24 protein-coding genes and 1 riboswitch are annotated in these 25,099 nt (G+C 63.7%); of the genes, 19 read left to right on the plus strand and 5 right to left on the minus strand.

Annotated elements, in window-relative coordinates:
* The first annotated feature begins 15 nt into the window (after window positions 1-15).
* The 15 genes from CAG44_RS25635 to CAG44_RS25705 all read left to right on the plus strand — a co-directional run bounded on the left by CAG44_RS25635 (window position 16) and on the right by CAG44_RS25705 (window position 14,930).
* Window positions 16-1,410 carry an ethanolamine ammonia-lyase subunit EutB gene (locus tag CAG44_RS25635; protein WP_025337549.1) on the plus strand — a complete coding sequence of 465 codons (1,395 nt, stop codon included), beginning with the start codon at window positions 16-18 and terminating at the stop codon, window positions 1,408-1,410.
* Between the two features lie 8 nt (window positions 1,411-1,418).
* A complete protein-coding gene (eutC, locus tag CAG44_RS25640) occupies window positions 1,419-2,237 on the plus strand; it encodes an ethanolamine ammonia-lyase subunit EutC (protein WP_085693288.1) in 819 nt (272 codons plus the stop codon).
* 108 nt (window positions 2,238-2,345) lie between these two features.
* Window positions 2,346-2,804, plus strand: a complete 459-nt coding sequence (locus CAG44_RS25645; RefSeq protein WP_003257044.1) for a GNAT family N-acetyltransferase — start codon at window positions 2,346-2,348, stop codon at window positions 2,802-2,804.
* A 251-nt stretch (window positions 2,805-3,055) separates the two neighbouring features.
* Complete coding sequence (locus tag CAG44_RS25650; protein WP_025337547.1) at window positions 3,056-3,703, plus strand: DedA family protein; 648 nt, start codon at window positions 3,056-3,058, stop codon at window positions 3,701-3,703.
* Between the two features lie 9 nt (window positions 3,704-3,712).
* A complete protein-coding gene (locus CAG44_RS25655) occupies window positions 3,713-4,528 on the plus strand; it encodes a zinc-dependent peptidase (protein WP_085693259.1) in 816 nt (271 codons plus the stop codon).
* 93 nt (window positions 4,529-4,621) lie between these two features.
* A complete protein-coding gene (ppa, locus tag CAG44_RS25660; protein ID WP_003255365.1) occupies window positions 4,622-5,149 on the plus strand; it encodes an inorganic diphosphatase in 528 nt (175 codons plus the stop codon).
* 358 nt (window positions 5,150-5,507) lie between these two features.
* Window positions 5,508-6,209, plus strand: coding sequence for an XRE family transcriptional regulator (locus CAG44_RS25665; RefSeq protein ID WP_085693261.1), 702 nt, complete (start codon window positions 5,508-5,510; stop codon window positions 6,207-6,209).
* Between the two features lie 432 nt (window positions 6,210-6,641).
* Window positions 6,642-7,793: an efflux RND transporter periplasmic adaptor subunit gene (locus tag CAG44_RS25670; RefSeq protein ID WP_085617845.1), complete on the plus strand. Its 1,152-nt coding sequence runs from the start codon at window positions 6,642-6,644 to the stop codon at window positions 7,791-7,793.
* Complete coding sequence (locus tag CAG44_RS25675; protein WP_085693263.1) at window positions 7,790-8,476, plus strand: ABC transporter ATP-binding protein; 687 nt, start codon at window positions 7,790-7,792, stop codon at window positions 8,474-8,476. The genes CAG44_RS25670 and CAG44_RS25675 overlap by 4 nt, the downstream gene beginning before the upstream one ends.
* Window positions 8,476-9,687 carry an ABC transporter permease gene (locus CAG44_RS25680; protein ID WP_085617883.1) on the plus strand — a complete coding sequence of 404 codons (1,212 nt, stop codon included), beginning with the start codon at window positions 8,476-8,478 and terminating at the stop codon, window positions 9,685-9,687. The genes CAG44_RS25675 and CAG44_RS25680 overlap by 1 nt, the downstream gene beginning before the upstream one ends.
* On the plus strand, window positions 9,687-10,883 hold the full coding sequence (locus CAG44_RS25685; RefSeq protein WP_085693265.1) for an ABC transporter permease: 1,197 nt from the start codon (window positions 9,687-9,689) through the stop codon (window positions 10,881-10,883). The genes CAG44_RS25680 and CAG44_RS25685 overlap by 1 nt, the downstream gene beginning before the upstream one ends.
* Window positions 10,884-11,216: 333 nt before the next feature.
* Window positions 11,217-12,986 carry a copper resistance system multicopper oxidase gene (locus CAG44_RS25690; RefSeq protein ID WP_085693267.1) on the plus strand — a complete coding sequence of 590 codons (1,770 nt, stop codon included), beginning with the start codon at window positions 11,217-11,219 and terminating at the stop codon, window positions 12,984-12,986.
* Window positions 12,983-13,306, plus strand: a complete 324-nt coding sequence (locus CAG44_RS25695) for a hypothetical protein (protein ID WP_085693269.1) — start codon at window positions 12,983-12,985, stop codon at window positions 13,304-13,306. Before CAG44_RS25690 ends, CAG44_RS25695 begins: the two co-directional genes overlap by 4 nt.
* Window positions 13,296-14,243, plus strand: coding sequence for a copper resistance protein B (locus tag CAG44_RS25700; RefSeq protein ID WP_025337538.1), 948 nt, complete (start codon window positions 13,296-13,298; stop codon window positions 14,241-14,243). The genes CAG44_RS25695 and CAG44_RS25700 overlap by 11 nt, the downstream gene beginning before the upstream one ends.
* A gap of 9 nt (window positions 14,244-14,252) precedes the next feature.
* Window positions 14,253-14,930, plus strand: coding sequence for a cytochrome c (locus CAG44_RS25705; RefSeq protein WP_085693271.1), 678 nt, complete (start codon window positions 14,253-14,255; stop codon window positions 14,928-14,930).
* Between the two features lie 19 nt (window positions 14,931-14,949).
* Here CAG44_RS25705 and CAG44_RS25710 read toward each other — a convergent pair whose 3' ends face one another.
* The 4 genes from CAG44_RS25710 to CAG44_RS25725 form a co-directional block, all read right to left on the minus strand.
* The gene (locus CAG44_RS25710; protein ID WP_085693273.1) at window positions 14,950-16,059 is read right to left on the minus strand and encodes an NAD(P)/FAD-dependent oxidoreductase; all 1,110 of its coding nucleotides are present in this window, start codon (window positions 16,057-16,059) and stop codon (window positions 14,950-14,952) included.
* A 199-nt stretch (window positions 16,060-16,258) separates the two neighbouring features.
* Window positions 16,259-16,522 (minus strand): DUF3077 domain-containing protein, encoded by a 264-nt coding sequence (locus CAG44_RS25715; RefSeq protein ID WP_085693275.1) that lies wholly within the window; start codon window positions 16,520-16,522, stop codon window positions 16,259-16,261.
* A gap of 156 nt (window positions 16,523-16,678) precedes the next feature.
* Window positions 16,679-16,921 carry a hypothetical protein gene (locus tag CAG44_RS25720; RefSeq protein ID WP_085693277.1) on the minus strand — a complete coding sequence of 81 codons (243 nt, stop codon included), beginning with the start codon at window positions 16,919-16,921 and terminating at the stop codon, window positions 16,679-16,681.
* Between the two features lie 326 nt (window positions 16,922-17,247).
* A complete protein-coding gene (locus CAG44_RS25725) occupies window positions 17,248-19,425 on the minus strand; it encodes a TonB-dependent siderophore receptor (protein ID WP_085693279.1) in 2,178 nt (725 codons plus the stop codon).
* A gap of 182 nt (window positions 19,426-19,607) precedes the next feature.
* Here CAG44_RS25725 and CAG44_RS25730 point away from each other — a divergent pair, with 182 nt between their 5' ends.
* The 3 genes from CAG44_RS25730 (at window position 19,608) to CAG44_RS25740 (ending at window position 22,619) form a co-directional block, all read left to right on the plus strand.
* Window positions 19,608-20,300, plus strand: coding sequence for a response regulator transcription factor (locus CAG44_RS25730; RefSeq protein ID WP_025337533.1), 693 nt, complete (start codon window positions 19,608-19,610; stop codon window positions 20,298-20,300).
* Entirely contained in the window at window positions 20,300-21,646 is a 1,347-nt protein-coding gene (locus tag CAG44_RS25735; protein WP_085693281.1) for a sensor histidine kinase, read from the plus strand. Before CAG44_RS25730 ends, CAG44_RS25735 begins: the two co-directional genes overlap by 1 nt.
* 82 nt (window positions 21,647-21,728) lie before the next feature.
* On the plus strand, window positions 21,729-22,619 hold the full coding sequence (locus CAG44_RS25740) for an alpha/beta hydrolase (protein ID WP_085693282.1): 891 nt from the start codon (window positions 21,729-21,731) through the stop codon (window positions 22,617-22,619).
* Between the two features lie 180 nt (window positions 22,620-22,799).
* Here CAG44_RS25740 and CAG44_RS25745 read toward each other — a convergent pair whose 3' ends face one another.
* Window positions 22,800-24,005, minus strand: coding sequence for an RtcB family protein (locus CAG44_RS25745; protein WP_085693284.1), 1,206 nt, complete (start codon window positions 24,003-24,005; stop codon window positions 22,800-22,802).
* Between the two features lie 91 nt (window positions 24,006-24,096).
* A riboswitch (FMN riboswitch) is annotated at window positions 24,097-24,238 on the plus strand.
* Between the two features lie 80 nt (window positions 24,239-24,318).
* Here CAG44_RS25745 and ribB point away from each other — a divergent pair.
* Complete coding sequence (ribB, locus tag CAG44_RS25750; protein WP_085693286.1) at window positions 24,319-24,969, plus strand: 3,4-dihydroxy-2-butanone-4-phosphate synthase; 651 nt, start codon at window positions 24,319-24,321, stop codon at window positions 24,967-24,969.
* Window positions 24,970-25,099 lie beyond the last annotated feature (130 nt).

Below are 25,099 nucleotides of genomic sequence, written 5' to 3' on the forward strand. Positions count from 1 at the left end.
CTCTGGAGAGTCTGTATGGCAAGTTTCGTACACACGGTCGGCCATCTGGTCTACCGCTTCGACAGCCTCAAGGAAGTGATGGCCAAGGCCAGCCCCGCCCGCTCGGGGGACTACCTGGCGGGCGTCGCGGCCAGCAACGACGGCGAACGGGTCGCCGCGCAGATGGCCCTGGCCAATATCCCGCTGACGCATTTCCTCAACGAAGCGCTGATCCCTTACGAAGATGATGAAGTCACGCGCCTGATCATCGACACCCACGATGCCCAGGCCTTCGCCCCGGTCAGCCACCTGACCGTGGGTGGCCTGCGCGACTGGCTGCTGAGCGAAGAAGCCAACGAGGACAGCCTGCGCAACCTGGCACCCGGGCTGACGCCGGAAATGGCCGCCGCGGTGTCGAAGATCATGCGCGTGCAGGACCTGGTGCTGGTGGCACAGAAGATCCGCGTGGTCACCCGGTTCCGTGGCACCATGGGCCTGCGCGGTCGCCTGTCGACCCGGCTGCAGCCCAACCACCCGACCGACGAGCCGGCCGGCATCGCCGCCAGCATTCTCGACGGCCTGCTTTACGGCAACGGCGACGCCATGATCGGCATCAACCCGGCCACCGACAGCATCGCCTCGATCTGCGCCCTGCTGGAAATGCTCGACGCCATCATCCAGCGCTACGACATCCCCACCCAGGCCTGCGTGCTGACCCATGTCACCACCTCGATCGAGGCGATCAACCGTGGCGTGCCACTGGACCTGGTGTTCCAGTCCATCGCCGGCACCGAGGCGGCCAACGCCGGGTTCGGCATCAACCTGAACGTGCTGCAGGAAGGCTACGAAGCGGGCCTTTCGCTGAAACGCGGCACCCTCGGGCAGAACTTGATGTACTTCGAAACCGGCCAGGGCAGCGCGCTGTCGGCCAACGCCCACCACGGCGTCGACCAACAGACCTGTGAAACCCGCGCCTATGCCGTGGCCCGCCACTTCAAGCCGTTCCTGGTCAACACCGTGGTCGGTTTTATCGGCCCGGAGTACCTGTACAACGGCAAGCAGATCATCCGCGCCGGCCTCGAAGACCACTTCTGCGGCAAGCTGCTGGGAGTGCCGATGGGTTGCGACATCTGCTACACCAACCACGCCGAAGCCGACCAGGACGACATGGACACCCTGCTGACCCTGCTGGGCGTGGCCGGGATCAACTTCATCATGGGCATCCCCGGCTCCGACGACATCATGCTCAACTACCAGACCACCTCGTTCCACGACGCGCTGTACGCGCGCCAGACCCTGGGCCTGAAGCCCGGGCCGGAGTTCGAGGCATGGCTGGCCCGCACCGGCATCTTCACCCAGGCCGATGGCCGGGTGCGCTTTGGTGACAACCTGCCGCCGGCCTTCCGCCAGGCCTTGGCACAGCTTGCATAGGGATGACCATGGACCACCGCACGCCTACCCCCGACAACCCCTGGCTGGCCCTGCGCAACCTGACCCCGGCGCGCATAGCCCTGGGCCGCACCGGCACCAGCCTGCCGACCGGTGCGCAGCTGGACTTCCAGTTTGCCCACGCCCAGGCCCGCGACGCCGTGCACCTGGCCTTCGACCATGCCGGCCTGGCTACCCAGCTGAGTGACCGCGGGCGCGAAAGCCTGGTGCTGCACAGCGCCGCCAGCGACCGCAACCAGTACCTGCAACGCCCGGACTTGGGGCGACGGCTGAACGAAGATTCGGTTGCCGCGCTGCGCCAGCACGCCCAGGCCAACCCCGGCGGGGTCGACCTGGCCATCGTCGTCGCTGACGGCCTGTCGGCACTGGCCGTGCACCGCCACACCCTGCCGTTCCTGGCGCGCTTCGAGGAACAGGCCGCCGCCGACGGCTGGACCAGCGCCCCGGTGGTGCTGGTGCAGCAGGGCCGCGTGGCAGTGGCCGACGAGGTTGGTGAGCTGCTGGGCGCACGGATGACGGTGATGCTGATCGGCGAACGCCCGGGGCTCAGCTCGCCCGACAGCCTTGGCTTGTACTTCACCTATTCACCGAAGGTCGGCCTGACCGATGCCTACCGCAACTGCATTTCCAACATCCGCCTGGAGGGCCTGAGTTATGGCATGGCGGCGCACCGCTTGCTGTACTTGATGCGCGAAGCCTGCCGGCGCCAGCTTTCCGGGGTGAATCTGAAGGACGAAGCCGAGGTCCATAGCCTGGAGAGTGAACACAGCACCAGCCAGAAAGGTAACTTCCTGCTCGGCAAAGGGTAAAAAACATGTCACGGAAGGCGGATTGCACTTGCACCGCGCATTGGGCAGCATGCCCTTGAAGGCTGATGGCAATCCGCTGTTTCCCCTAATGGACTCTGAGGGCCGCACATGCGCATCATCAAGGCAACCCTGGAACACCTCGATCTGCTCACGCCGATGTTCGTCAAATACCGTGAGTTCTATGGGCAGCTACCCTACCCTGACAGCTCCCGCAGTTTCCTTGAGAAGCGCCTGAAGCGGGATGAGTCGGTGATCTACCTGGCGCTACCCGATGATGACGACGGCAAACTGCTGGGATTCTGCCAGCTGTACCCAAGCTACTCATCGCTGTCGTTGAAGCGGGTATGGATTCTCAACGATATCTACGTGGCCGAGGACTCGCGGCGCATGCTGGTGGCCGACCACCTGATGCGCGAGGCGAAGAAAATGGCCAAGGAAACCAACGCCGTGCGCATGCGGGTGTCGACCAGTGCGGACAATGAGGTAGCGCACAAGACTTACGAATCCATCGGGTTTCGTGAGGATAACGAGTTCAAGAGTTATATCCTGCCGATCAGCCAAGATTGACCTGCACCGGCCTCTTCGCGGGCTCGCCCGCTCCCACAGGCATAGCGGCGCATCTGAAGTCGGTGCTGTACCTGTGGGAGCGGGCGAGCCCGCGAAGAGGCCGGTACAGGAATACCCCCCTGCCGTAACCCCCCGCTACAAACTCCCCGGGCATGTTCCTGACTTAGCCGTATAATGGCCCACCTGTCATGTGTGAAAATTTACCCATCCCCAGGTAACCGAGCCTACGCCCAAGAACACAGGTGCTGTACATGGATTTCAACCCGCTGGACCTTATCCTGCATCTCGATGCCTACCTCGATCTGCTGGTCACCAACTACGGTCCCTGGATCTACGCCATCCTCTTCACCGTGATCTTCTGTGAAACCGGGCTGGTGGTCATGCCCTTCCTGCCCGGCGATTCGCTGCTGTTCATTGCCGGCGCCGTGGCCGCCGGTGGCGGCATGGACCCGTTGCTGCTGGCCGGCCTGCTGATGGCCGCCGCAATCCTCGGCGACAGCACCAACTACGTGATCGGCCGCACGGCCGGCGAGCGGTTGTTCAACAACCCCAACTCGAAGATCTTCCGTCGCGACTACCTGCAGCGTACCCACGACTTCTATGAACGCCACGGCGGCAAGACCGTGACCATGGCGCGCTTCCTGCCCATCCTGCGCACCTTTGCACCGTTCGTCGCCGGCATCGCCCACATGCACTACCCGCGCTTCCTCGGTTTCAGCGTCGCCGGTTCGCTGCTGTGGGTCGGCGGCCTGGTGACCCTGGGCTACTTCTTCGGCAACGTGCCATTCATCAAGCAGCACCTGTCGCTGATGGTGGTTGGCATCATCATCCTGTCGCTGGTGCCGATGATCCTCGGCCTGCTGCGTGGCCGCCTGGGCCGCACGGCCAAGGCCCACTGAAACCTGCAGATGTGGTCGTTCAGCGCCTGGCGGCGCAAGCGCACCCTGGCGCGCTACCCCATCACCCCCCAGCAATGGCAGGCCGTGCGCGAGCGCCTGCCGATGCTGGACGGCATCACGGACGAAGAAGATCGCTGGCTGCGTGAAGCCTGCATCCTGTTCCTGCTCGACAAGCACCTCACCTGCCTGCCCGGCGTCGAGCCGGACGACGAGCAGCGCCTGTTGCTGGCGGCCCAGGCGCAGTTGCCGCTGCTGCACCTGGGCGAGCTGAACTGGTACCAGGGTTTCCACGAAATCATCCTCTACCCCGACGACTTCAAGAGCCCCCAGCGCCACCGCGATGCCAGTGGCGTGGAGCACGTATGGGACGGCGAGCACAGCGGCGAGGCCTGGCAGCAGGGCCCGATCATCCTCGCCTGGAACGGCGTGCTGGCCAGTGGTGGCTGGGAGGCCTACAACCTGGTCATCCATGAACTGGCGCACAAGCTCGACATGCTCAATGGCGATGCCAACGGCCTGCCGCCGCTGCACAGCGGCATGCCCGTGGATGAATGGGCAACCGCCATGCAACAGGCCTATGACGACCTCAACCGCCAGCTGGACGCCAACCCCGAGGCCGAAACCGCCATCGACCCGTATGCCGCAGAGAACCCCGCGGAGTTCTTTGCCGTCACTAGCGAGTACTTCTTTAGTGCCCCCGACCTGCTGCAACAGGCTTATCCACAGGTCTACCGCCAGTTGTCGCTGTTCTACCGCCAGGACCCGCTGGCGCGCCTGTTCCGGCTGCAGGCCGAACACCCGGAATACCGCGAAAGCCACGCCTGACGGGGCCGCACATCAGGCCAGGCGTGGCATGCCCATGCAGAATGTGCCTATAATCGCCGCCACTTTTTTGGTCAAACACGGGGGCACTGCCCAATGAGCTACAGCAAGATTCCGGCGGGCAAAGACCTGCCGAACGACATCTACGTCGCCATCGAGATCCCGGCCAACCACGCGCCGATCAAATACGAGATCGACAAGGACAGCGATACCCTGTTCGTCGACCGTTTCATGGCTACCCCGATGTTCTACCCAGCCAACTACGGCTTCATCCCGAACACCCTGGCCGATGACGGTGATCCGCTGGACGTGCTGGTCGTTACCCCTTACCCGGTAGCCCCAGGTTCGGTTATCCGCGCCCGTCCGGTCGGCGTGCTGAACATGACCGACGACGGCGGCGGCGACGCCAAGGTCATCGCTGTTCCTCACGACAAGCTGTCGCAGCTGTACGTCGACGTGAAGGAATACACCGACCTGCCAGCCCTGCTGATCCAGCAGATCGAGCACTTCTTTGCCAACTACAAAGATCTCGAGAAGGGCAAGTGGGTCAAGATCGAAGGCTGGGAAGGCGCTGACGCCGCCCGTGCCGCGATCACCAAATCGGTTGCTGCCTACAAGGGCTGATGCCGGTTGCATGAAGAACCCCGCCTCGGCGGGGTTTTTTTATGCCTGATGGATGGCTGGTCGCCCTGGAACTAATTGACCTGCCTGCGCAGAAGCAACTGCCTTGCTCAAATTCTAATTGCTGGCGCGATCCCTGTGGGAGCGGGCGTGCCCGCGAACACCGGCGCAGCCGGTGCCAGCCACCGCGTTGGCCTCTTCGCGGGCACGCCCGCTCCCACAGGAACCGTGCACTTGCTTGGGAGAGTAAAAAATCCTACGCAGTCCTACTCCAACGCCCTACAAACAGGCGCTTTTCACACAAGCCCCATCAACATCTGGTTCATATCCTTGCTGGCACCCCGCCGCTACACTCGCCGCCATGAACACATCCGGCGACCGACTCAAAGCCCTCCTCCACGAATGTGGCCTGACCTCTTCCGATTTCGCCGCCCAGCGCAGCGTCACCCCCCAGCACGTCAACAACTGGCTCAAGCGCGGCGTGCCTTTGGCCCGGCTGGACGAAATGGCCGACCTGTTCTGCGTGCATCGTCGCTGGTTGCGCACGGGCGAAGGCCCCAAACACCACAACCCGATCCTGCGCAGCTGCCCGCCAGGGCCGGCGCCCGCCAACCCGCGCACGCCGCTGTCGGCGCAAGGCGGCCGGGCACTGAAGGTGCCCTTTTACGAAATGCACAACGGCCTGCTGTCACCCGTGGCGGGCAAGCACATGTGCCTGCCCGCAAAAGCCCTGAAAGGGTTGGGAGTGCATGCCGACAACGCCATCTGCGTGGCCATGCCCGCCAGCAACATGACCCCGCTGATTCCGCTGCAGGCCACCCTGGCCATCGACCTGGGCATGACCCAGGTGTTCGAGGGCGAAACCTATGCCCTGCTGCACAACGGCGTGCTCAGGGTGAACAACCTCAGCCTCGGCCAGCACGGCACGCTGTACCTGCACAGCCATGATCGGCGCAACTATGCGGTCGAACGCTACACCACCGCCCAGCGCCAGACACAAGGGCTGGAGATTCTGGGCTGGGTGTTCCACTGGTCGCATTTCCGCCAGCAACGGCCCGACTGAAACAACCTGTGCCATTTTTTGCTGGGCATCCTGCGCGCGCCCTTGTATGCTACGCCGCACATTCAGCCCCGACCGGCGCGAGCCGCGGTCCAGAGGGCTCGGCGATATCCCACACGGGCATCTGCCATCTCTTTCAGGCCCTTGATGGCCACACAGTTAAGGCGATTGCGGCTTACCATAAATTAGTCGGAAGCGTCCCCGAGAAGCCGGCCACAAGCCGGCTTTTTAATGCCCGCCATTCTCATCCTCTGAAACTTTCTGCAGCCTTCCCATGGCCGGGGAATCGCCGCTGCATGAGCGAAAAAAATCTCATTCGCCATTTATCTGACACTATACTAACGCTCATCCGAAAATCGTCGGATAAATGACGTTTCGCGTGAAGCTTTCACCCTCCTGATCTAGGCTCAAGCCATATGGGAGGAGGTGTAGTCCATGCGCAAATTATTGATTGGCTCGTCGATCCTGGCTTGTCTCGTGGTGTTGGGCGGCTGGTTGAGTCGACCGCAGCCGGTGCCGGTCAGGCTGCTGGAAGTTGAACGGGGGCCGGTTGAGACGGTGGTGGCCAACACGCGCGCGGGTACGCTGAAGTCCTGTCGACGCTCGCACCTGTCCTTCAATGTCGGCGGCCAGGTTGCCGAGTTGCTGGTCAGCGAGGGCCAGCGGGTCCAGCCGGGTCAGGTGCTCATGCGCCTGCGGCAGGACGAGCAACAGGCCAGGCTGCAGGAAGCCGAGGCGCGGCTGGAGGCCCAGCGCAACACCCGCGAACAGCGCTGCCAGCAAGCTCTGCTGGACCGGCGCGACCTTGATCGCCTGGGCCAGTTGGCCGACCGCAAGTTGATTGCCGCCGATCGCCTCGATCAGGCGGCGACCAAGGCCAACCTGGCGAAGCTGATGTGCAGCGCCAGTGCCGTGCTGATCCGCGAGGCCGACGCCAGCCTGCAGTTGCAGCGCTCACTGCTGGAACAGACAACTCTGCGTGCGCCATTCGCCGGCATCGTTGCAGAAATCAACGGCGAACTCGGCGAGTTCGTCACCCCTTCGCCGCCAGGTATTCCCACGCCGCCGGCAGTCGACCTGATCGACGACAGCTGCCTGTTTGTAGAGGCACCGATCGATGAGGTGGACGCTGCCCGGGTTCACCCAGGAACCGCCGTACGGATCAGCCTGGATGCCTTCCGTGGTCAGCATTTCACCGGCCGCGTCAGCCGCATCGCGCCCTATGTGCGCGAACTGGAGAAGCAGGCGCGCACCGTCGATGTCGAGGTGCGCTTCGACCAGCCGCCGGCAGACCTGGCCCTGCTCACCGGCTATAGCGCCGATGTCGAGATCCTCCTGGAGCAGCATGCGGGCGCCTTGCGCATCCCCACCGAGACCCTGCTGGAGGGGCAGCGTGTGCTGCGATATGACCCGAGCGCCCGGGTGTTGCGCGAGGTGCAGGTGCAAACCGGGCTGAGCAACTGGCGCTGGACCGAGGTGCTTGCAGGGCTGGACGAGGACGCACGCATAGTTGCCAGCCACGAGCAGGAAGGGCTCAAGGATACCGTGGCGGTGATCCCGGTGGATGCCGCGGAGACCGAGAAATGATCCGCCTGCGCGGCGGTAGCCGCAGCTTCCAGTTGGGCGAACAGCAGGTGATGGGGCTGGATGGCCTGGACCTGGACATCGCCGCCGGTGACTACATGGCGGTGATGGGCCCGTCGGGCTCGGGCAAGTCGACCTTGCTGAACATCCTCGGCCTGCTCGATGCGCCGAGCGCCGGCGAATACTGGCTGCAGGGCGAGGCCACGGCGGCGCTGAGCGACGCGCGCCGCGCCCAGTTGCGCAGCCGGCTGATAGGTTTCGTGTTCCAGTCCTACCACCTGATCGCACGGCTGACGGTGCTGGAGAATATCGAGCTGCCGATGGTCCTTGCCGGCATTGGTGCGGCACAACGGCGCAAGCGCAGCAGCCAATTGGTGGCACGGCTGGGGCTGGGCGAGCGCATTGCCCACCGCCCGGCCGAGCTTTCCGGTGGCCAGCGCCAGCGCGTCGCGATCGCCCGGGCGATGGTCATGCAACCGGCGCTGCTGTTGGCCGACGAACCCACCGGCAATCTCGATAGCCAGGCCGGCGCAGAGGTCTTCAGCCTGCTGGAAGAGCTCAACGGCGAGGGGCTGACCCTGATAGTGGTGACCCACGATGCCAACCTGGGCGCCCGCGCACAGCGCCAGCTACACATGCGTGACGGGCGGATCCACAGTATTGCGCCGCAGTGGGCGCTGGCCTGATGCGCGCTGCCGATGCCCTGGGCTTCTGGCTAGGTGCCTTGCGTGGGCATCGCTCACGCAGCCTGATGCTACTGCTGGCCATCGCTATCGGGGTGGTCGCGGTCAATCTGCTCACCGGTCTTGGCGCGGGGGCGCGGGCTTTCGTCCTGAACGAATTCTCGCTGCTCGGGCGCGACATCCTCATCGTTTTCCCGGGGCGCAAGGAAACCACCGGGCGAATGCCGCCGCTCACCGGCCTGACGCCACACGAGTTGACCTTGCAGGATGTCCAGGCCATCACCCGGTTGCCGGGCATCCGCCGGGTCGCGCCGCAGCAGGCCGGGCAGATGGAGGTGATAGTCGGCAACCGCAATCGTGAAGTGCTGACGCTGGGCACCACCCGGGACTTCTTCGCCATTCGCCAACTGGCGGTCGTACAAGGCCAGCCGCTGCCGACGCTGGACCCTGAGCAGGCCGAAGCCGTCTGCGTGATCGGCGGCAAACTCCGGCGCGAGCTGTTCGGAGCTCGCCCGGCCCTGGGTGAATGGTTGCGCGCTGGCGACCGGCGCTTCCGGGTGGTCGGCATTCTCGGTGAGCGGGGCGAATCGCTGGGGATGGATTTCGCCGAGATGTTGATCATCCCGGTGGCCAGCGCCCAGGCCTTGTTCAATAGCGAGGGGTTGTCGCGGGTGTTTGTCGAGGTGCATGGTCCGAGCTTTCTCGACCGTAGCAAGCAGCTGATACTCGCCGCGCTCAAGGAGCGCCACGAGGGTGAGGAGGACGTCACCCTGGTCAGCCAGGACAGCCTGCTCAGCGCCTTCGACCAGATACTCGCGGTGCTGACCCTGGCGGTGGCTGGCATTGCCGCGATCAGCCTGCTGGTGGCAGGCATCCTGATCATGAACGTGACCTGGATTGCAGTGAGCCAGCGCAGCGCCGAGATCGGCCTGCTCAAAGCCATAGGCGTTACGGCGGCGCAGCTGCGCCTGCTGTTCCTCGGCGAGGCGGCGCTGTTGGCCCTGACAGGGGCACTGGCAGGGCTGCTGCTGGCCGAAACCTTGCTCTGGCTGGGGCGCCTGGCGTTCCATCTGCCGCTCTATGCCCCCTGGTGGGCGCGGGCTGGCGCCGTGCTGCTGGCACTCGGCACGGCGCTGCTGTTCGCCTGGCTGCCGGCCGCTCGGGCCTCGGCGCTGGAGCCGGTGGCGGCGCTACGCCCGCCGGGGGCGCACTGATGCGCTGGCAAGATGGTTTCCGGCTGACCAGCTCGGCGCTGACCTGCCGCCCGCTGCGCAGCCTGCTGACCCTGCTCGGGGTAGCGATCGGCATAGCCGCCGTGGCGCTGCTCACGGCCATAGGCGAAGGCGTGCGCGGCTATGTGCTGGAGAACTTCTCGCAGTTTGGTACGCGGATCATCACCGTGCGCCCGGGCAAGACCCAGACCAGCGGCCTCGGCGGCCTGCTTGGCAGCGTGCGGCCACTGACCATCAGTGACACCGACGCCCTGCGGCGCTTGCCGCATGTCGAGGCGGCGGTGCCGATCATTCAGGGCAGCGGGAATATCCAGTTCGGTCAACTGAGCCGGCGCAGCGACATTCTCGGTGGCGGCCATCAGATGGCGCAGGCCTGGCGCATGCAGCTGAGCCTGGGCGAGTTCCTGCCCCCGGCCCGTGACGGCCGTTCGCCGCCCTATGTGGTGCTCGGCCATCAGCTGCGTACCGAGCTGTTCGGGGCGCGCAACCCGCTGGGTGAGCTGATCCGCGTCGGCGGCGTGCGTTTCCGGGTGATCGGCGTGATGGCGGAGAAAGGCCAGTTGCTCGGTTTCAACCTCGACGATATTGCCTACATCCCGGTGGACTGGGCGGAAAGCCTGTTCAACCGCACCGGGGTGGTCAAAGCCCATGTGGTGTTTGGCGCCGGTACCACTTCACGGGCATTGAGCCGGCAGATTCGCGAGGTGCTCGGCGAACGACACGGTGTGGAGGACTTCAGCCTGACCACCCAGGACGACATGCTGCGCAGCTTCAACCGCGTTCTCGGCACCCTGAGCCTGGCCATTGGTGCCTTGGGGGGCATTTCGCTGCTGGTCGGCGCCGTCGGCATTCTCACCATCATGACGACCACTGTGGGCGAGCGCACGGCAGAAATCGGCCTGTTGCGGGCGATTGGCGCCAGTCCGCGGCAGGTACTTGGGCTGTTTCTCGCTGAAGCGACGCTGCTGTCCCTGGCCGGTGGCCTGCTTGGCCTGCTGTTGATGGGCCTGCTGCTGGGGCTACTGCACCTGGCCATGCCGAGCCTGCCCTTGGCGCTGCAACCGCTGTTTCTGCTGCTGGCGCTGCTGCTGGCGGCGGTGCTCGGCATTCTTGCCGGCCTGGCCCCGGCCGTGCGGGCGGCCCGCTTGCATCCGGTGGCGGCGCTGCGCATCGAGTAGCGGCCAGGCCAAAGAGCCGCTTGATGGGGCTGCTTTGCAGCCCTTCGCGGGCACGCCCGCTCCCACAGGACCTGCGCATGTCCTGGCTACAGCGCCATCCCTGTGGGAGCGGGCGTGCCCGCGAAGGGCCGCAAGGCGGCCCCAGATTCTGCCTGCCATGCGCTTCATCAGTCATACCCACCACAAGCTGACAGAAAAGTAATCTGAAGCTCAGCCAACTGACAGCGCAGGTCCGCTAGCGTTGAGGAAGATTGTGGGGGCTTCTCGCCTCACGGGCTGGGGCGTTCAACCGCCTGAATACCAGCAACTTTTCGACTGACTGGACGCAACGGCATGCAAAGCAAAACCACCAGACGCTCCTTCGTCAAAGGCCTGGCCGCTACCGGACTGCTTGGCGGGCTGGGCTTGTGGCGCACGCCGGTCTGGGCCGTGACCAGCCCCGGCCAACCGAATGTGCTGAGCGGCACCGACTTCGACCTCTACATCGGTGAGCTGCCGGTCAACATTACCGGCACTGCACGTACAGCGATGGCAATCAACGGCTCCATTCCCGGGCCCATCCTGCGCTGGCGCGAAGGCGATACCGTCACGCTGCGTGTGCGCAACCGCTTGCAGCAGGACACCTCCATCCACTGGCACGGCATCATCCTGCCGGCGAACATGGACGGCGTGCCGGGCCTGAGCTTCCATGGCATCGCCCCCGACGGCATGTATGAGTACAGGTTCAAGGTCCAGCAGAACGGCACCTACTGGTACCACAGCCACTCCGGTTTCCAGGAGCAGGTCGGGGTGTATGGCGCCCTGGTCATCGACGCGAAAGAGCCTGAGCCGTTCACCTATGACCGAGACTACGTGGTCATGCTCAGCGACTGGACGGATGAAGACCCTGCACGGGTGCTGTCCAAGCTCAAGAAGCAGTCCGACTACTACAACTACCACAAGCGCACGGTGGGTGATTTCGTCAACGATGTGAGCGAAATGGGCTGGTCCGCGGCGGTAGCCGACCGCAAGATGTGGGCCGAGATGAAAATGAGCCCCACCGATCTCGCTGATGTGAGCGGTTACACCTACACCTACCTGATGAACGGCCAGGCCCCGGACGGTAACTGGACGGGCGTGTTCAAGCCGGGCGAGAAAATCCGCCTGCGCTTCATCAACGGCTCGGCCATGACGTATTTCGATGTGCGAATTCCCGGCCTGAAGATGACGGTTGTCGCGGCGGATGGGCAGCATGTCAAACCCGTTGCGGTCGACGAGTTCCGCATCGCCGTTGCCGAAACCTACGATGTCATCGTCGAGCCCGAAAGCGAGCAGGCATATACCATCTTCGCTCAATCCATGGACCGTACCGGGTATTCCAGGGGCACCCTGGCTGTTCGCGAAGGCTTGCAAGCCCCTGTTCCAGCTGTCGATCCACGGCCGATCATTTCCATGAGCGATATGGGCATGGATCACGGCGACATGGCTGGCATGGATCACGGCAGCATGCCAGGCATGGGCCATGGCGACATGGCTGGCATGAACCACGGCGACATGGCCGGCATGGACCATGGCGACATGGCTGGTACCAGCGCGCCCATGCAGAGCCACCCAGACTCCGAGAGCAACAACCCCCTGGTCGACATGCAGACCATGACCCCGACACCAAAACTGGGCGATCCAGGCATCGGCCTGCGTGACAACGGCCGCCGCGTGCTGACCTATTCGGACCTGCGCAGCACCTTCCCGGACCCGGACGGCCGCGCGCCTGGTCGCACAATCGAGCTGCACCTTACCGGCCACATGGAAAAGTTCGCCTGGTCCTTCGACGGCATCAAGTTTTCCGATGCCGAGCCACTGCGCCTCAAGTATGGCGAGCGCCTGCGCATCACCCTGGTCAACGACACCATGATGACCCACCCCATCCACCTGCATGGCATGTGGAGCGACCTGGAGGATGAAAACGGCAACTTCATGGTGCGCAAACACACGATCGACATGCCGCCTGGCTCAAAACGAAGCTATCGCGTCACTGCAGATGCTTTAGGACGTTGGGCCTATCACTGTCACCTGCTGTTCCACATGGAAATGGGCATGTTCCGCGAAGTCCGTGTGGACGAATGAACTGGAGATCCGAGATGAGCAAACCAATGAAACGAAGCGCGTTTTTCCTCTCTGCTGCAATGGCCGGCCTGTTTGCCGTTTATGCCCCGTCGTCGTGGTCCGGCGGCAACAATCAGCAGCCTGCCGATGCCGCAAAAGCCAAGGGCGCCCAAGGCATGGACCATGGTTCGATGAAGGGCATGGATCATGGCGCCATGAAGGGCATGGACCACGGTTCGATGAAGGGTATGGACCATGGCTCGATGCAAGGCATGGACCACGGCAAGATGATGGAATCCCATGGCAGCGACAAAGCCAAGGCAGGGAAAGATGCTCAATAGCCTGGCACGACCATCGCTGCTGGCATTGACCGTTTCGCTCGGCGTGCTGGGCGCTGCGCCCAGCTTCGCCGCTGAAGAAATGGACCATTCGATGATGGACCACGGCAAGATGGATCATGGCAGCATGCCGGGCATGGACCACGGCGCCATGGATCATGGAGCCATGAACCATGAAGCGATGGACCATTCGAAAATGAACCACGGCTCGACGGATACGCCGACGACCAGCCGTACCCCGATCCCGGTGCTGACCGATGCCGACCGCCAGGCAGCCTTCCCCCCATTGGGCGGGCATCAGATGCACGACAGTGCTATCAACAGTTTCTTCCTGCTGGACCAGCTCGAGTACCAGGATGCCGATGAAGGCAGCACGCTGGCCTGGGATGCTTCCGGCTGGGTAGGCGGCGATATCAACCGGCTGTGGATCCGCTCCGAAGGTGAACGTACCAACGGTGTCACCGAGGATGCCGAATTGCAGCTGCTGTACGGCCGCTCGATCAGCCCATGGTGGGATGTGGTTGCCGGGGTGCGCCAGGACTTCAAGCCTGAATCCCCCCAGACCTGGGCGGCGTTCGGTATCCAGGGCATGGCGCTTTACGACTTCGAAGCCGAAGCCACCGCGTTCATTGGCGAGAACGGCCAGACTGCCGCGCGCCTGGAAGGCGACTATGACATTCTGCTGACCAACCGCCTGATCCTGCAGCCGACCGCTGAAGCCAATTTCTATGGCAAGAACGACCCTGTGCGCGGCGTCGGTTCCGGCCTGGCAAATACTGAAGTCGGGCTGCGCCTGCGCTATGAAATAGTCCGCCAGTTCGCCCCTTACATCGGCATCACCTGGAACCGCTCCTACGGCAAGACCGCCGATTTCATCCGCGACGAGGGTGGTGATGTGGATGAAGCGCGTTTCGTGGCCGGTATCCGCATGTGGTTTTGAGAACCAGACATGAAAAGAACAATAACAACGCTTGTTGCAGCAGGCGCGGTGGCCAGCGTGGCCGTACTGGGTGCTGCGTACTCCGGCCTGGTCAACGTCGGGGCCGATGATCCCCATTTCCCCGCCGTGCATGCCTTTCTGGCCATGGCACGGGACCGCTCGATCGCAGTACGGGCCAGGGACATCGAGGTGCCAGACCTGAAAGATGAAGCGCTGATTCGTACCGGCGCCGGTAACTACAATGCCATGTGCATCGGTTGTCACCTTGCCCCTGGCGTCGAAAAGACCGAGCTCAGCCAGGCTCTGTATCCATCGCCCCCCAACCTGACCAAAAGCGGGATTGGTGGCGACCCCGCTGCGGCGTTCTGGATCATCAAGCACGGCATCAAGGCCTCTGGCATGCCGGCCTGGGGCAAGAGCATGGGCGATGAATACATCTGGGGCATCGTCGCCTTCCTGGACCAGCTACCCCAGTTGAACGCCGAACAGTACAAAACGATGGTCGCGGCCAGTGGCGGCCACCAGCATGGTGGTGGCGAAAGTGAAATGCACAACCATGAAGGCCAGCACCGCGGCAACGTGCCTGGCCACCATGGTGAGCAGGTCTCGGGCGCAGGCCAGCATGATGAGGGGCATTCAAAGGCCCATACTCATCGCGATGGCAAGCAGCACATGCATAAAGACTGAAGGCAGCTTCGCACTGCCTTCAGTTGTCACGCAGGGTACGCAGCACGCGATCCGCCAATGCCAGGCAACTGGTCAACCCCGGTGACTCGATGCCAAACAGGTTCACCAGCCCCGGCACACCATGCTCGGCGGGCGTACTGATGACAAAGTCCGCCGCCGGGTCCTGCGGGCCGCTGATTTTCGGGCGGATGCCGCTGTAGGCCGGTTGCAGGCTGGCGTCGGGCAGGTCGGGCCAATAGCGCCGTACGGCGGCATAGAAGCTGTCGCCGCGCCGGGGGTCTACCGGGTAGTCGATATGTTCCACCCACTCCACATCCGGGCCGAAGCGCGCCTGGCCGCCCAGGTCGAGGGTCATGTGCACGCCCAGGCCGGCGTGTTCCGGTGCGGGGTACACCAGGTGCCGAAATGGCGCACGACCGCTCAGGCTGAAATAGCTGCCTTTGCATAGATAGGCCTGGGGCACATGGCCCGGGTCGAGGCCGGTGATGTGCCCAGCGACTTCAACTGCCGATAACCCAGCGCAGTTGACCAGCCGCTGGCAGGTCAGGCCCATCGGCTCGGCACCGCCCATGTCCAGGCTGAAACCGGCCTCGATCACCCGCGCGGCAAGCAGTGGGGTATGCAGTACCAAGGTGGCGCCCGCAGCCTCGGCGTCACCCAGCAGGGCGAGCATCAAGCCATGGGAGTCGATGATGCCGGTGGACGGCGACCACAGCGCGGCGACACATGACAGCGCCGGCTCCAACTCACGCGCCTGGTCGGCGTCGAGCCATTGCAGATCATCGACACCATTGCGCCGGCCCTGCTCCAGAAGGCGCTGCAAGCCTTCGACCTGGGCCGCATCGGTGGCGACGATCAGTTTGCCGAGGCGTTGGTATTCAACGCCCCGACTGTCGCAATAGGCATACAGGCGTTGCTTGCCCTCGACACACAGCTGCGCCTTGAGGCTGCCATCGGGGTAATACAGGCCGGCGTGGATCACCTCGGAGTTGCGCGAGCTGACCCCGACGCCAATGCCCTCGCCCGCCTCCACCACCAGCACTTCATGGCCAGCCTGGGCCAAGGCACGCGCCACCGCCAGGCCGACCACACCGGCCCCGACCACCACACACTCGATATCAACGCTCACCTGCACCTCGCTTGTCGAAAGGCTTGACTGGCCTGTATTACCCCAGGCGCCACTCTAATCAAGCGGGCGATCAGGTGTATACCGACAGGTTTCCAGCGCCTATGAGACCGAGCGCCGCGCGGGCGGCGCTCGGTCTCATAGGCGCTGAAATTGCCAAGGCGAACCCCTTGCGGCCTTCACACAACCTGAAGGCAAATACTCACTGCTTCATACCCAACTCAGCATCATCCATCAGCGCCTTGGCCATCGCACTCAGGTAGTGCGCAGCCCAGATCATCATCGGTTTCTCATCCATCAGGCCGGTGATGGTCAGTTCGCGGACATAGCCCATCAACTCTGAGGACTGCTCGCGGGCATCGCGGCAGGGGATGCCGGGCTCGATGCGGAACAGTGGGTGGGTGCCATGTTCGCCTTGGTAGAACGTGGTCTTGCCGACAGTGAAATGGGTGTCTTCTGTGGTCATTTTTGAATCCCCTGAAAGTTCTCGACTGCCTGGACGGGCCCTTTCGCGGGTGAACCCGCTCCCACAGGTACTGTGCAAGTCTTGAAGACTGTGGTGATCCTGTGGGAGCGGGTTTACCCGCGAAAGGGCCCGCCCAGACAACACATCACTCAAGCCTCAGTGCAAAGTTCTGGCCCCAGTGGGCATCTGCACCTGAATCAATGCCGACTCCAGCAAAGCCCGCAGCGTCTCCAGTTCATGCATCGACGTCATCATCAAAACCGACGCCGGCGACTTGGGCTGCAGCAGCATGGCCTGATGCACAACGGTCGCAGCGCACAGCGCATAGTCCGTGGCCTGGATCAGGGTGTCTTCAAGGGAATGAATATCGTGGGGTGGATCGGGGACAATCTTAAGCATGGTGACACTCTCTATAGGTTGGCTAGAGCTGCCACTCATGACTTGCAGTGTGATGGGTGGCAGCCACGTACGGGTCTGCAAGACCGGCAGAGAGCAAAATCCGGCAGGTTCGAAAACCTCCCGTACGCAGCCACCATTAAGCGCGCGCAATGGCATGCCATTGGCATCGGTGATCGGCATTTTGCTCTGGACAGGCTTGCAGGCCCGGTCGCTGATTTGGCAACGACTGGGCCACACTAGTCCGCCAGGAACACCACCGCAATGGCTCAAGGGCGCTAGGAAGCTATTTCAGAAATGGCCTACGCGCAACGGGAAAAATCTGATTATCAGAAGTCATACCGCGCCCCAACCATCATGCTCCGCGACGGCCCGTAGAAGTTGAACGTCGAGGTCGACCCCACCCGCGACAGGTAGTCCCGGTCGAACAGGTTGTTGATGTTGAAGGTGGCCGTCAGCTTCGAGGTAACCGGATAAGACAGCATTGCATCCACCGTCGCATAGCCTGGCGCGTCGATGCGCACACCGCCGTTCTCGGAATAGAAGTTGCTCATCGCCGAAATACCGCCACCAATGGCCAGGCCGTTCAGCGGCCCTTGGCTGATGGTGTACTTGCTCCACAGCGATGCCTGGTTGCGCGGCATGATGAAGAAGGTGGTTTCGGCATCGCCCTTGAGGGTTTCGGTTTCCATCCAGGTGTAGCCGGCCAGCACTTCCCAGTTCGGCGTCAGCTTGCCGCTCACTTCCACTTCGGCGCCTTTCACACGGGTCTTGCCGGATGCAACAGAGTCAGTGGTAGCGACACCGTCGGCGTCATACACGGTGGTCGCGCGGTTCTTGTCCGTCAGGCGGAACACCGAGAAGCGAGTATTCAGGTCGCCGCCGAAGTAGCTGCTCTTGAGACCGAACTCGTATTGCTCGCCCTCACGCGGCTTGAGCACCCGGCCATTGCTGTCGGTGTCGGACTGCGGCTTGAAAACCTGCGAATAGCTGGCGTACAGCGCATGGTTCTCGGTCAGGTCGTAGACCAGGCCGCCATACGGGGTGAAGTGGCCATCCACGCGCTTGCTGTCGTTGGTGGTGGCGCCGCTGCTGAGGGTAGTGGTGTAGAAATCACCGCGATACCAGCTGAAGCGGCCCCCGGCGATCAGCGCCAGACGCTCGACCGGGTGGAAGGTGACCTTGGAGTACAGGCCGTATTCCTCTTCCTGCATACCGGTCTCGGTGCTGTAGTTGGGCGATGGCTTGGCGAACTGCTTGGGCGAGTATGTATCGACGTTGATGGCGCCCAGGTTGGTTGTGCCGTTGAGGTACTCGGTGTCGTAATTCTTGTAGTCGCTGCCGACCACGAATTCGCTGACCTGGCCGAAGGTTTCGAACGGCTGGCTGTAGCTGGCGTCCAGCGAGTAGGTGTCCTGGGTGAAATCGCGGGCGCTGGCGCGCTCGGAGTTCGCGCCAGTGGTGGCGTTGGTCGCGGTGAAGGCGTACAGGTAATTGGTGTCGCGATGCGAGCCACGGGCTGCGACACGGCCATAGCCGCCGTTGTCGAAGCGGTGGTTCAGCTCGGCGACCAGGTCGGTGGTCTTGCCGTCGAAGTAATTCCAGTCAGCCCCCAGGAACTTCGAATGGCTGAAGTCGGGCACTTCGCCGGACAGCGTTGCCGGATAGCCATTGTGCGGGGTGATGTTCTTCACTTCATGAATCAGGCCGAACGACAGGGTGGTGGCGTCGTCCAGGTCGACGTCCAGCGCACCGTAGTAGCTGTTGCTGGTGTTGGCGTTGTAGTCGACCTCGCCATTGGTGTCGTCACGCGAGGCGATGAAGCGCCCGCGCACGCGGCCGGCATCATCCAGCGGCCCGCTCAGGTCGATTTCTTCGTGGTTGGTGTCCCAGGTGCCATAGCTGCCTTCGACGTGCCCCTGGAACTCGGCGGTCGGGCGCTTGCGCACCATGTTGACGATACCGCCCAGTTCGCTGGTGCTGCTGAACAGCCCGGCCGGGCCACGCATGATCTCGACACGGTCGAATGCCGCCAGCGACGGTACTGTACCGAAGATGCTGGCCATGGGCGCCGGCAGGCCGTCGATATTGAACTCGCTGTACTCGTAGCCACGGGCGTAGATCGACGAACGGCCACTGTCGTTGGTCAGGGTTCGCAGGCCGGCGGTGTACTTGGCCAGGTCATCGAGGTGCACGAACTGGCGGTCCTTGACGTAGTCCTGGGTGTAGACGGTGATCGATTGCGGGATGTCCTTGAGCGCTGCGGGGGTCTTGGTGCCCACGGTGGCGGCATCCACGCTGTAGCCGCCAGTTTCTTCCGACGGCAGCATGTCATACAGGCGGTTGCCTTCGATGGTCAATGCCGGCAGGTCAAGCGCGCTGTCCTCGGCAGACGCCTGAGTCGCTACCGTCTCGGCCAGTGCCGACAACGAGAACGGCGCCAACAGCCCCAGCACCAGCCAGCCCCGACCCCGTCGCGAGTCCCCCAAACTTTTGAAACTGCTCATGACACACCCTTTCCCCAAATGGTAGTAATTCGCAAACGAAACAAGTTGCTTTTTGCGAACGATACCGAAGGGAAATCGGGGGTGCAGCAGGATTAACCTTCTTAACACATCCAGGCGTTGCCCTCGCCCTGCCGGCAATGGGATGATTCGTAACTGATACGAATTCTCATTAAAGGCTCGCCGTGCCCACCTCACTCCTCCTAGCCGAAGACGACGCAAGCCTGCGTCAGGACCTGGAACGCCATTTCCTCAACCGGGGTTTCCGAGTGCACGCATGCGCCACCGGCGTCCAGGCCCTGAATGCCATACAGCAATCACAGTTCGAGCTGGTGCTGCTGGATATCATGCTGCCAGGCATCGACGGCCTCAGCCTGCTCGACGAGTTGCGCCAGCAGCAGGCGGTGCCGGTCATGCTGATGTCGGCGCTGGGGGCCGAGCAGGATCGCATCAGTGGCTTTACCCGGGGCGCGGACGATTACCTGCCCAAGCCCTTCAGCCTGGCCGAGCTGGACGCCCGGGTCGATGCATTGCTGCGGCGTGTGGCGTTCGATCGTGGTACGGCGCTGCGTGCCGACGTCGGCGAGGTGATGCTCGACCAGGACCGCCAGGACGTTATCCACAACGGCAAGGCTGCCGGCCTCACCGCGTCCGAATTCCGCTTGCTGGCCACCCTGCGGGCCCACCCTTCCGAAGCCTTGAGCAAACCATTTCTCTACCAGACCGTGCTGCACCGGGCCTACACCCGCCTGGATCGCGGCCTGGATGTGCATGTGTGCAACCTGCGCCGCAAGCTGGCCGACATCGATGCCCAGCACCTGCAGATCCAGGCCGTACGCGGCCAGGGGTACATCCTGGTCGACACGGAAAAAGCCTGATGCGCCGTCATCCCCTGCTATGGAAACTGGCCGTACTGCAGGTTGGCTTCTGCCTGTTGCTGACCTGGCTGATCTGGACCTGGGGCCTGTCGGTGGAGCGCAGTACCTACTTCCTGTCCCAAGCCGACCAGGACTACCTGGCGCGCTTTGCACAGCAAGCCGAACAGGCATGGGAGCAAGGCGGCGCAGAGGGTGCCGAGGCCTGGCGCAGGCAACTGGAACAGGCCGAGGGCACTTGGGTGGCGCTGGTCGGGCCGCACCTGCAGAGCCTTGGCAGCACCCCACTCAGCGCTGAGGAAGCTAGCCACCTGACCTTCATGCGCAAGCTCGACTGGCCGATGAGCCGGCGCCTGCAGGATGAACTGCCCTACGTCAGCATCGAGTTCCCGCAACACCCCGAGCACGGTCGCCTGGTAATGCAACTGCCCGAACACCTGTTGCCTACCGGCCTGACCCCATGGACCCATGTAATCACCCATGGCGTTGCCCCCACGCTACTCGCCCTGCTGCTGGTTCTGGCGCTGTACCGCCACCTTGTGGTGCCACTGAACCGCCTGCGCGACCGCGCCGACGCCCTGCGTGCCGACGACCTCGACAGCCCGGCCCTGCCCCTGCAGGAGCGGCGCGATGAGCTTGGCGAACTGGCGCAGGCCTTCGAGCACATGGCCGGGCGCCTGCGCCAGAGCCTGGAGCAGCAGCGCCTGTTGCTGCGCACGCTGTCTCACGAACTGCGCACGCCGCTGGCGCGGCTGCGCATCGCCCATGACAGCGGCTTGCCGCCGGCCCAGTTGCGCGAGCGCCTGGACCGCGAGGTCGCCGACATGCAGAAGCTTCTGGAGGACACGCTGGACCTCGCCTGGATGGACACCGAACAGCCCTGCTTGCCGACCGAACCGGTATTGATGGTTTCGGTGTGGGAAGCCTTGTGCCAGGACATTTGCTTCGAAAGCGGCTGGGACCGCGCCCGCCTGCCCTGCTCGCTCGGCACCGACTGCGTGGTGCAAGCCCACCTGGACAGCCTGGCCCAAGCCCTGGAAAACCTGATGCGCAATGCCATCCGCCACTCGCCGGCCGAGGGCCGGGTCAGCCTGGATGGCTGGTTGGAGGGCGACTGCTGGCACCTGCGCCTGAGTGACCAGGGGCCCGGGGTGCCGCACGCCGAGCTCGAACGCATCTTCAAGCCCTACCAGCGGCTGGCCGACAGCGGCGCGGGCTTCGGCCTGGGCCTGGCCATCGCCCGCCGCGCCATCGAACTGCAAGGCGGTCGCTTGTGGGCCAGCAACGGTCACCCAGGCCTGTGCCTGCACATGACTTTGCCGATGGCCCGGGACTGTTTAGAAAGTTAATGCGCTTTACGCTCAATCAGGACTGATTATCATCTTGGCGTTTCTGCCTTGCGCTCCTTGCAAAGCCCTGATGAGACACCTGATGAGCAAGATGACCCTGACGCTGGCTTTGGCACTGGCCCTTGCGGCCCCTGCTGCCCTGGCGCAGCCCGAGCATCAACAGAGGATGGATACCTCGCTGCTGCAGCGCCAGGACCTGGCCTACCGCTTCAGCCAGCTCGACCTGGACTCGGCCGATGGCCAGCGTCATTACCGCTTGTGGGTCGGCAAACCAGACCGCCCGGCGCCAGCGGCGGGTTACCCGGTGCTGTGGATGCTCGATGGCAACGCCGCGCTGGGGACGCTGGACAGCCTGCTGCTGGGCAAGCTTGCCGCCGGCCAGGCGCCATTGCTGGTGGCCGTGGGGTACCAGACCGATCAGCGGATCGAGCGGGTCGGGCGTACCTATGACTACACCCCGGCGTTGCCTGGGCCGGCTGCGCAACTGGACCCGTTGACCGGGCAACCGAGCGGTGGCGTGGACGAGTTCCTCGATCTGCTGAGCGAGCGCATGCGGCCGCTGGTAGCGGGTGTGGCACCGATCGACCTGCAGCGGCAGACGTTGTGGGGGCATTCCTACGGTGGGTTGGCCGTGCTGCATGCGCTGTTCACCCGGCCAGGGGCTTTCAGTGACTATGTGGCAGCCAGCCCTTCGCTGTGGTGGCATGACGGTGCGATCGTGCGTGAGGCGCAGGGGCTTGACCAGCGCCTGGGTAGCAGCCGGCCTCGATTGTTGCTGATGCGCGGGAGTGAGGAGCCGGCTAACCCGCGCATGCCGGTGCAAGGGGATGGAGAACGGGCGGCGCGGGAGCTGGTGGCAGACCTGGCCAAGGTGCCGGGGTTGCAGGCACGGTTCGAGCGGATTGACGGGCTGGGGCATGGGCCGATGTTACCGGCTTCGCTGAAGCGGGTAATTGAAGGGATGTCCCGATAACCTGCACTGGCCTCTTCGCGGGTAAACCCGCTCCCACAACGCCCCCACAGGCTTCACCTTCAGTTGCAACCTGCGCCATCACAGGCTTCATCTTTTCATGGCAACCTGTGCCCCATAGGTTCACTCGATCCCTGTGGGAGCGGGTTTACCCGCGAAGAGGCCGGCACAGGCAGCACCCCGTCAGCCCTTCACACACACCACCTGCCGCAAGGTGTGCACCACCTCCACCAATTCCTGCTGCGCGCGCATCACCGCATCGATGTCCTTGTAGGCCATGGGGATCTCGTCGATCACCTCCTTGTCCTTGCGGCACTCCACATGCGCCGTCGCCCGCCGCTGGTCTTCCACGGTGAAGCGGCTCTTGGCCTTGGTCCGGCTCATCACCCGGCCGGCACCATGGCTGCAGGAACAGAAAGATTCCTCGTTGCCCAGCCCTCGCACGATGAAGCTCTTGGCCCCCATCGAGCCGGGAATGATACCCAACTGCCCTTTCTGCGCCGACACCGCCCCCTTGCGCGTCACCAGCACCTCTCGGCCAAAATGCTGCTCGCGCTGCACATAGTTGTGGTGGCAGTTCACCGCTTCCAGGCTGGCCTCGAACGGTTTGCCCAGCGCCTTGCGAGCCGCACCGACCACCGCCAGCATCATCAGCTCGCGGTTCTGCCTGGCATAATCCTGCGCCCACTCCACCGCTTCGACGTAGTCGGCGAAATGGCGGCTGCCTTCCTCGAAATACGCCAGGTCCTTGTCCGGCAGGTTGGCCAGGTGCTGGCGCATGTCGGCCTGGGCCAGTTCGATGAACAGGTTGCCGATGGCATTGCCCACGCCCCGCGAGCCGCTGTGCAACATGAACCAGACGCGGTCGGCCTCGTCCAGGCACACCTCGATGAAGTGGTTGCCGCCGCCCAGCGTCCCCAGGTGATGGCGGTTATTGGTCCTCTCCAGGCGCGGGTACTTGTCGGTGATAGCCTTGAAGCGCCCGACCAACTGCCCCCAAGCCTTGTCCGCCTTGGCCGGCACATCGGCCCAGGCGCCCTGGTCACGTTTGCCGAAGGTCTTGCCATGCGGCACGGCGTGCTCGATGGCATTGCGCAGGCCATGCAGGTTGTCCGGCAGGTCGCGGGCGTGCAGCGACGTGCGCGCGGCGATCATGCCGCAGCCGATATCCACACCCACCGCGGCGGGGATGATCGCGCCAACCGTGGGTATCACACTGCCGATGGTCGAGCCCTTGCCCAGGTGCACGTCCGGCATCACTGCCAGGTGCTTGAAGATGAACGGCATCCTGGCCGTGTTGAGCAGTTGCTTGCGGGCGTCGTCTTCCACCGGTACGCCGTCGGTCCACAACTTGACCGGCTTGCCGCCGGCGACCTGGAGAATGTCCATGGGGCTGTTCCTCGAATGCATAGCCGAATGATACCGCCAAAGGTCGTAGAGCCGTGGGTTGCCAGCGAGGTGGCAATGTGCTGTATGCTTGGCGGGTCTTCAGGGCGGGGTGAAAGTCCCCACCGGCGGTAAATCGAAAGATGAGCCCGCGAGCGCCCCGGCCATGCCGGGGGTCAGCAGATCTGGTGAGACTCCAGAGCCGACGGTCATAGTCCGGATGAAAGAAGGCGTCAGGCAGGGGCCATCCGGGCGCCCCTGCGCGCGCATTTTGTTCGCCCCGAGACGTTCATCGATCATTCACGAGGAGCGTTTCATGTCCACCAAGCACCACCCGCAATTCCCCAATGTCAGCGCCGCCATCGCCGCCTTCCAGGCCGGGCGCCCTGTGCTGCTGCTCGACGACGACGACCGCGAGGACGAAGCGGACATCATCGCCGCCGCCGAGAACATCTCGCTGCAGACCATGGCCATGATGATTCGCGATTGCAGCGGCATCGTCTGCCTGTGCCTGGACGAGGCCACCGTCGACGAACTGCAACTGGCACCCATGGTGCAGAACAACCAGGCCCGCCATGGCACCGGCTTCACCGTCACCATCGAGGCGGCGGAAGGCATTACCACCGGGGTGTCCGCCCAGGACCGCATCACCACCATTGGCGCGGCACTGCGCTCCACCGCGGAGCAGCGCCAAATCGTCAGCCCGGGGCATGTGTTCCCGCTGCGCGCCCGCAATGGCGGGGTGCTGACCCGCCGTGGCCACACCGAAGGCTCGGTAGACCTGGCACGCCTGGCCGGGTTGCGACCGGCGGCAGTACTGTGCGAACTGATGAACCCCGATGGCACGATGGCCCGTGGCGAACAGGTGGCGGTGTATGCGCGGCAATACAATCTGCCGGTGCTGACCATCGAGGAACTGGCGCGGTACCGTGAGGCCATGCTGGAGCTGGAAGCAGAGCCAGCCTGACAGGCCACCTTGGGGCCATTCGCGGGCTTGCCCGCTCCCACATCTATGGTCCTCCCAGTTTCTGCAATACTGAATCTGGATGCGTAGTTGGCTTGCCGCAATCTATTCGGCGTCGAAGGGTTAAGGTTCG

The organism is Pseudomonas sp. B13(2017) (assembly GCF_002113245.1).
Lineage (GTDB): Bacteria > Pseudomonadota > Gammaproteobacteria > Pseudomonadales > Pseudomonadaceae > Aquipseudomonas > Aquipseudomonas putida_Z.

Coding starts and splice junctions, on each gene's coding strand:
- CAG44_RS25690 (WP_085693267.1), top strand. CDS start 11,217: ATGCAAAGCAAAACCACCAGACGCTCCTTCGTCAAAGGCCTGGCCGCT.
- CAG44_RS25650 (WP_025337547.1), top strand. CDS start 3,056: ATGGATTTCAACCCGCTGGACCTTATCCTGCATCTCGATGCCTACCTC.
- CAG44_RS25725 (WP_085693279.1), bottom strand. CDS start 19,425: ATGAGCAGTTTCAAAAGTTTGGGGGACTCGCGACGGGGTCGGGGCTGG.
- CAG44_RS25685 (WP_085693265.1), top strand. CDS start 9,687: ATGCGCTGGCAAGATGGTTTCCGGCTGACCAGCTCGGCGCTGACCTGC.
- CAG44_RS25735 (WP_085693281.1), top strand. CDS start 20,300: ATGCGCCGTCATCCCCTGCTATGGAAACTGGCCGTACTGCAGGTTGGC.
- CAG44_RS25715 (WP_085693275.1), bottom strand. CDS start 16,522: ATGACCACAGAAGACACCCATTTCACTGTCGGCAAGACCACGTTCTAC.
- CAG44_RS25680 (WP_085617883.1), top strand. CDS start 8,476: ATGCGCGCTGCCGATGCCCTGGGCTTCTGGCTAGGTGCCTTGCGTGGG.
- CAG44_RS25675 (WP_085693263.1), top strand. CDS start 7,790: ATGATCCGCCTGCGCGGCGGTAGCCGCAGCTTCCAGTTGGGCGAACAG.
- CAG44_RS25665 (WP_085693261.1), top strand. CDS start 5,508: ATGAACACATCCGGCGACCGACTCAAAGCCCTCCTCCACGAATGTGGC.
- CAG44_RS25635 (WP_025337549.1), top strand. CDS start 16: ATGGCAAGTTTCGTACACACGGTCGGCCATCTGGTCTACCGCTTCGAC.
- CAG44_RS25655 (WP_085693259.1), top strand. CDS start 3,713: ATGTGGTCGTTCAGCGCCTGGCGGCGCAAGCGCACCCTGGCGCGCTAC.
- CAG44_RS25645 (WP_003257044.1), top strand. CDS start 2,346: ATGCGCATCATCAAGGCAACCCTGGAACACCTCGATCTGCTCACGCCG.
- eutC (WP_085693288.1), top strand. CDS start 1,419: ATGGACCACCGCACGCCTACCCCCGACAACCCCTGGCTGGCCCTGCGC.
- CAG44_RS25695 (WP_085693269.1), top strand. CDS start 12,983: ATGAACTGGAGATCCGAGATGAGCAAACCAATGAAACGAAGCGCGTTT.
- ppa (WP_003255365.1), top strand. CDS start 4,622: ATGAGCTACAGCAAGATTCCGGCGGGCAAAGACCTGCCGAACGACATC.
- ribB (WP_085693286.1), top strand. CDS start 24,319: ATGTCCACCAAGCACCACCCGCAATTCCCCAATGTCAGCGCCGCCATC.
- CAG44_RS25720 (WP_085693277.1), bottom strand. CDS start 16,921: ATGCTTAAGATTGTCCCCGATCCACCCCACGATATTCATTCCCTTGAA.
- CAG44_RS25745 (WP_085693284.1), bottom strand. CDS start 24,005: ATGGACATTCTCCAGGTCGCCGGCGGCAAGCCGGTCAAGTTGTGGACC.
- CAG44_RS25740 (WP_085693282.1), top strand. CDS start 21,729: ATGAGCAAGATGACCCTGACGCTGGCTTTGGCACTGGCCCTTGCGGCC.
- CAG44_RS25705 (WP_085693271.1), top strand. CDS start 14,253: ATGAAAAGAACAATAACAACGCTTGTTGCAGCAGGCGCGGTGGCCAGC.
- CAG44_RS25670 (WP_085617845.1), top strand. CDS start 6,642: ATGCGCAAATTATTGATTGGCTCGTCGATCCTGGCTTGTCTCGTGGTG.
- CAG44_RS25700 (WP_025337538.1), top strand. CDS start 13,296: ATGCTCAATAGCCTGGCACGACCATCGCTGCTGGCATTGACCGTTTCG.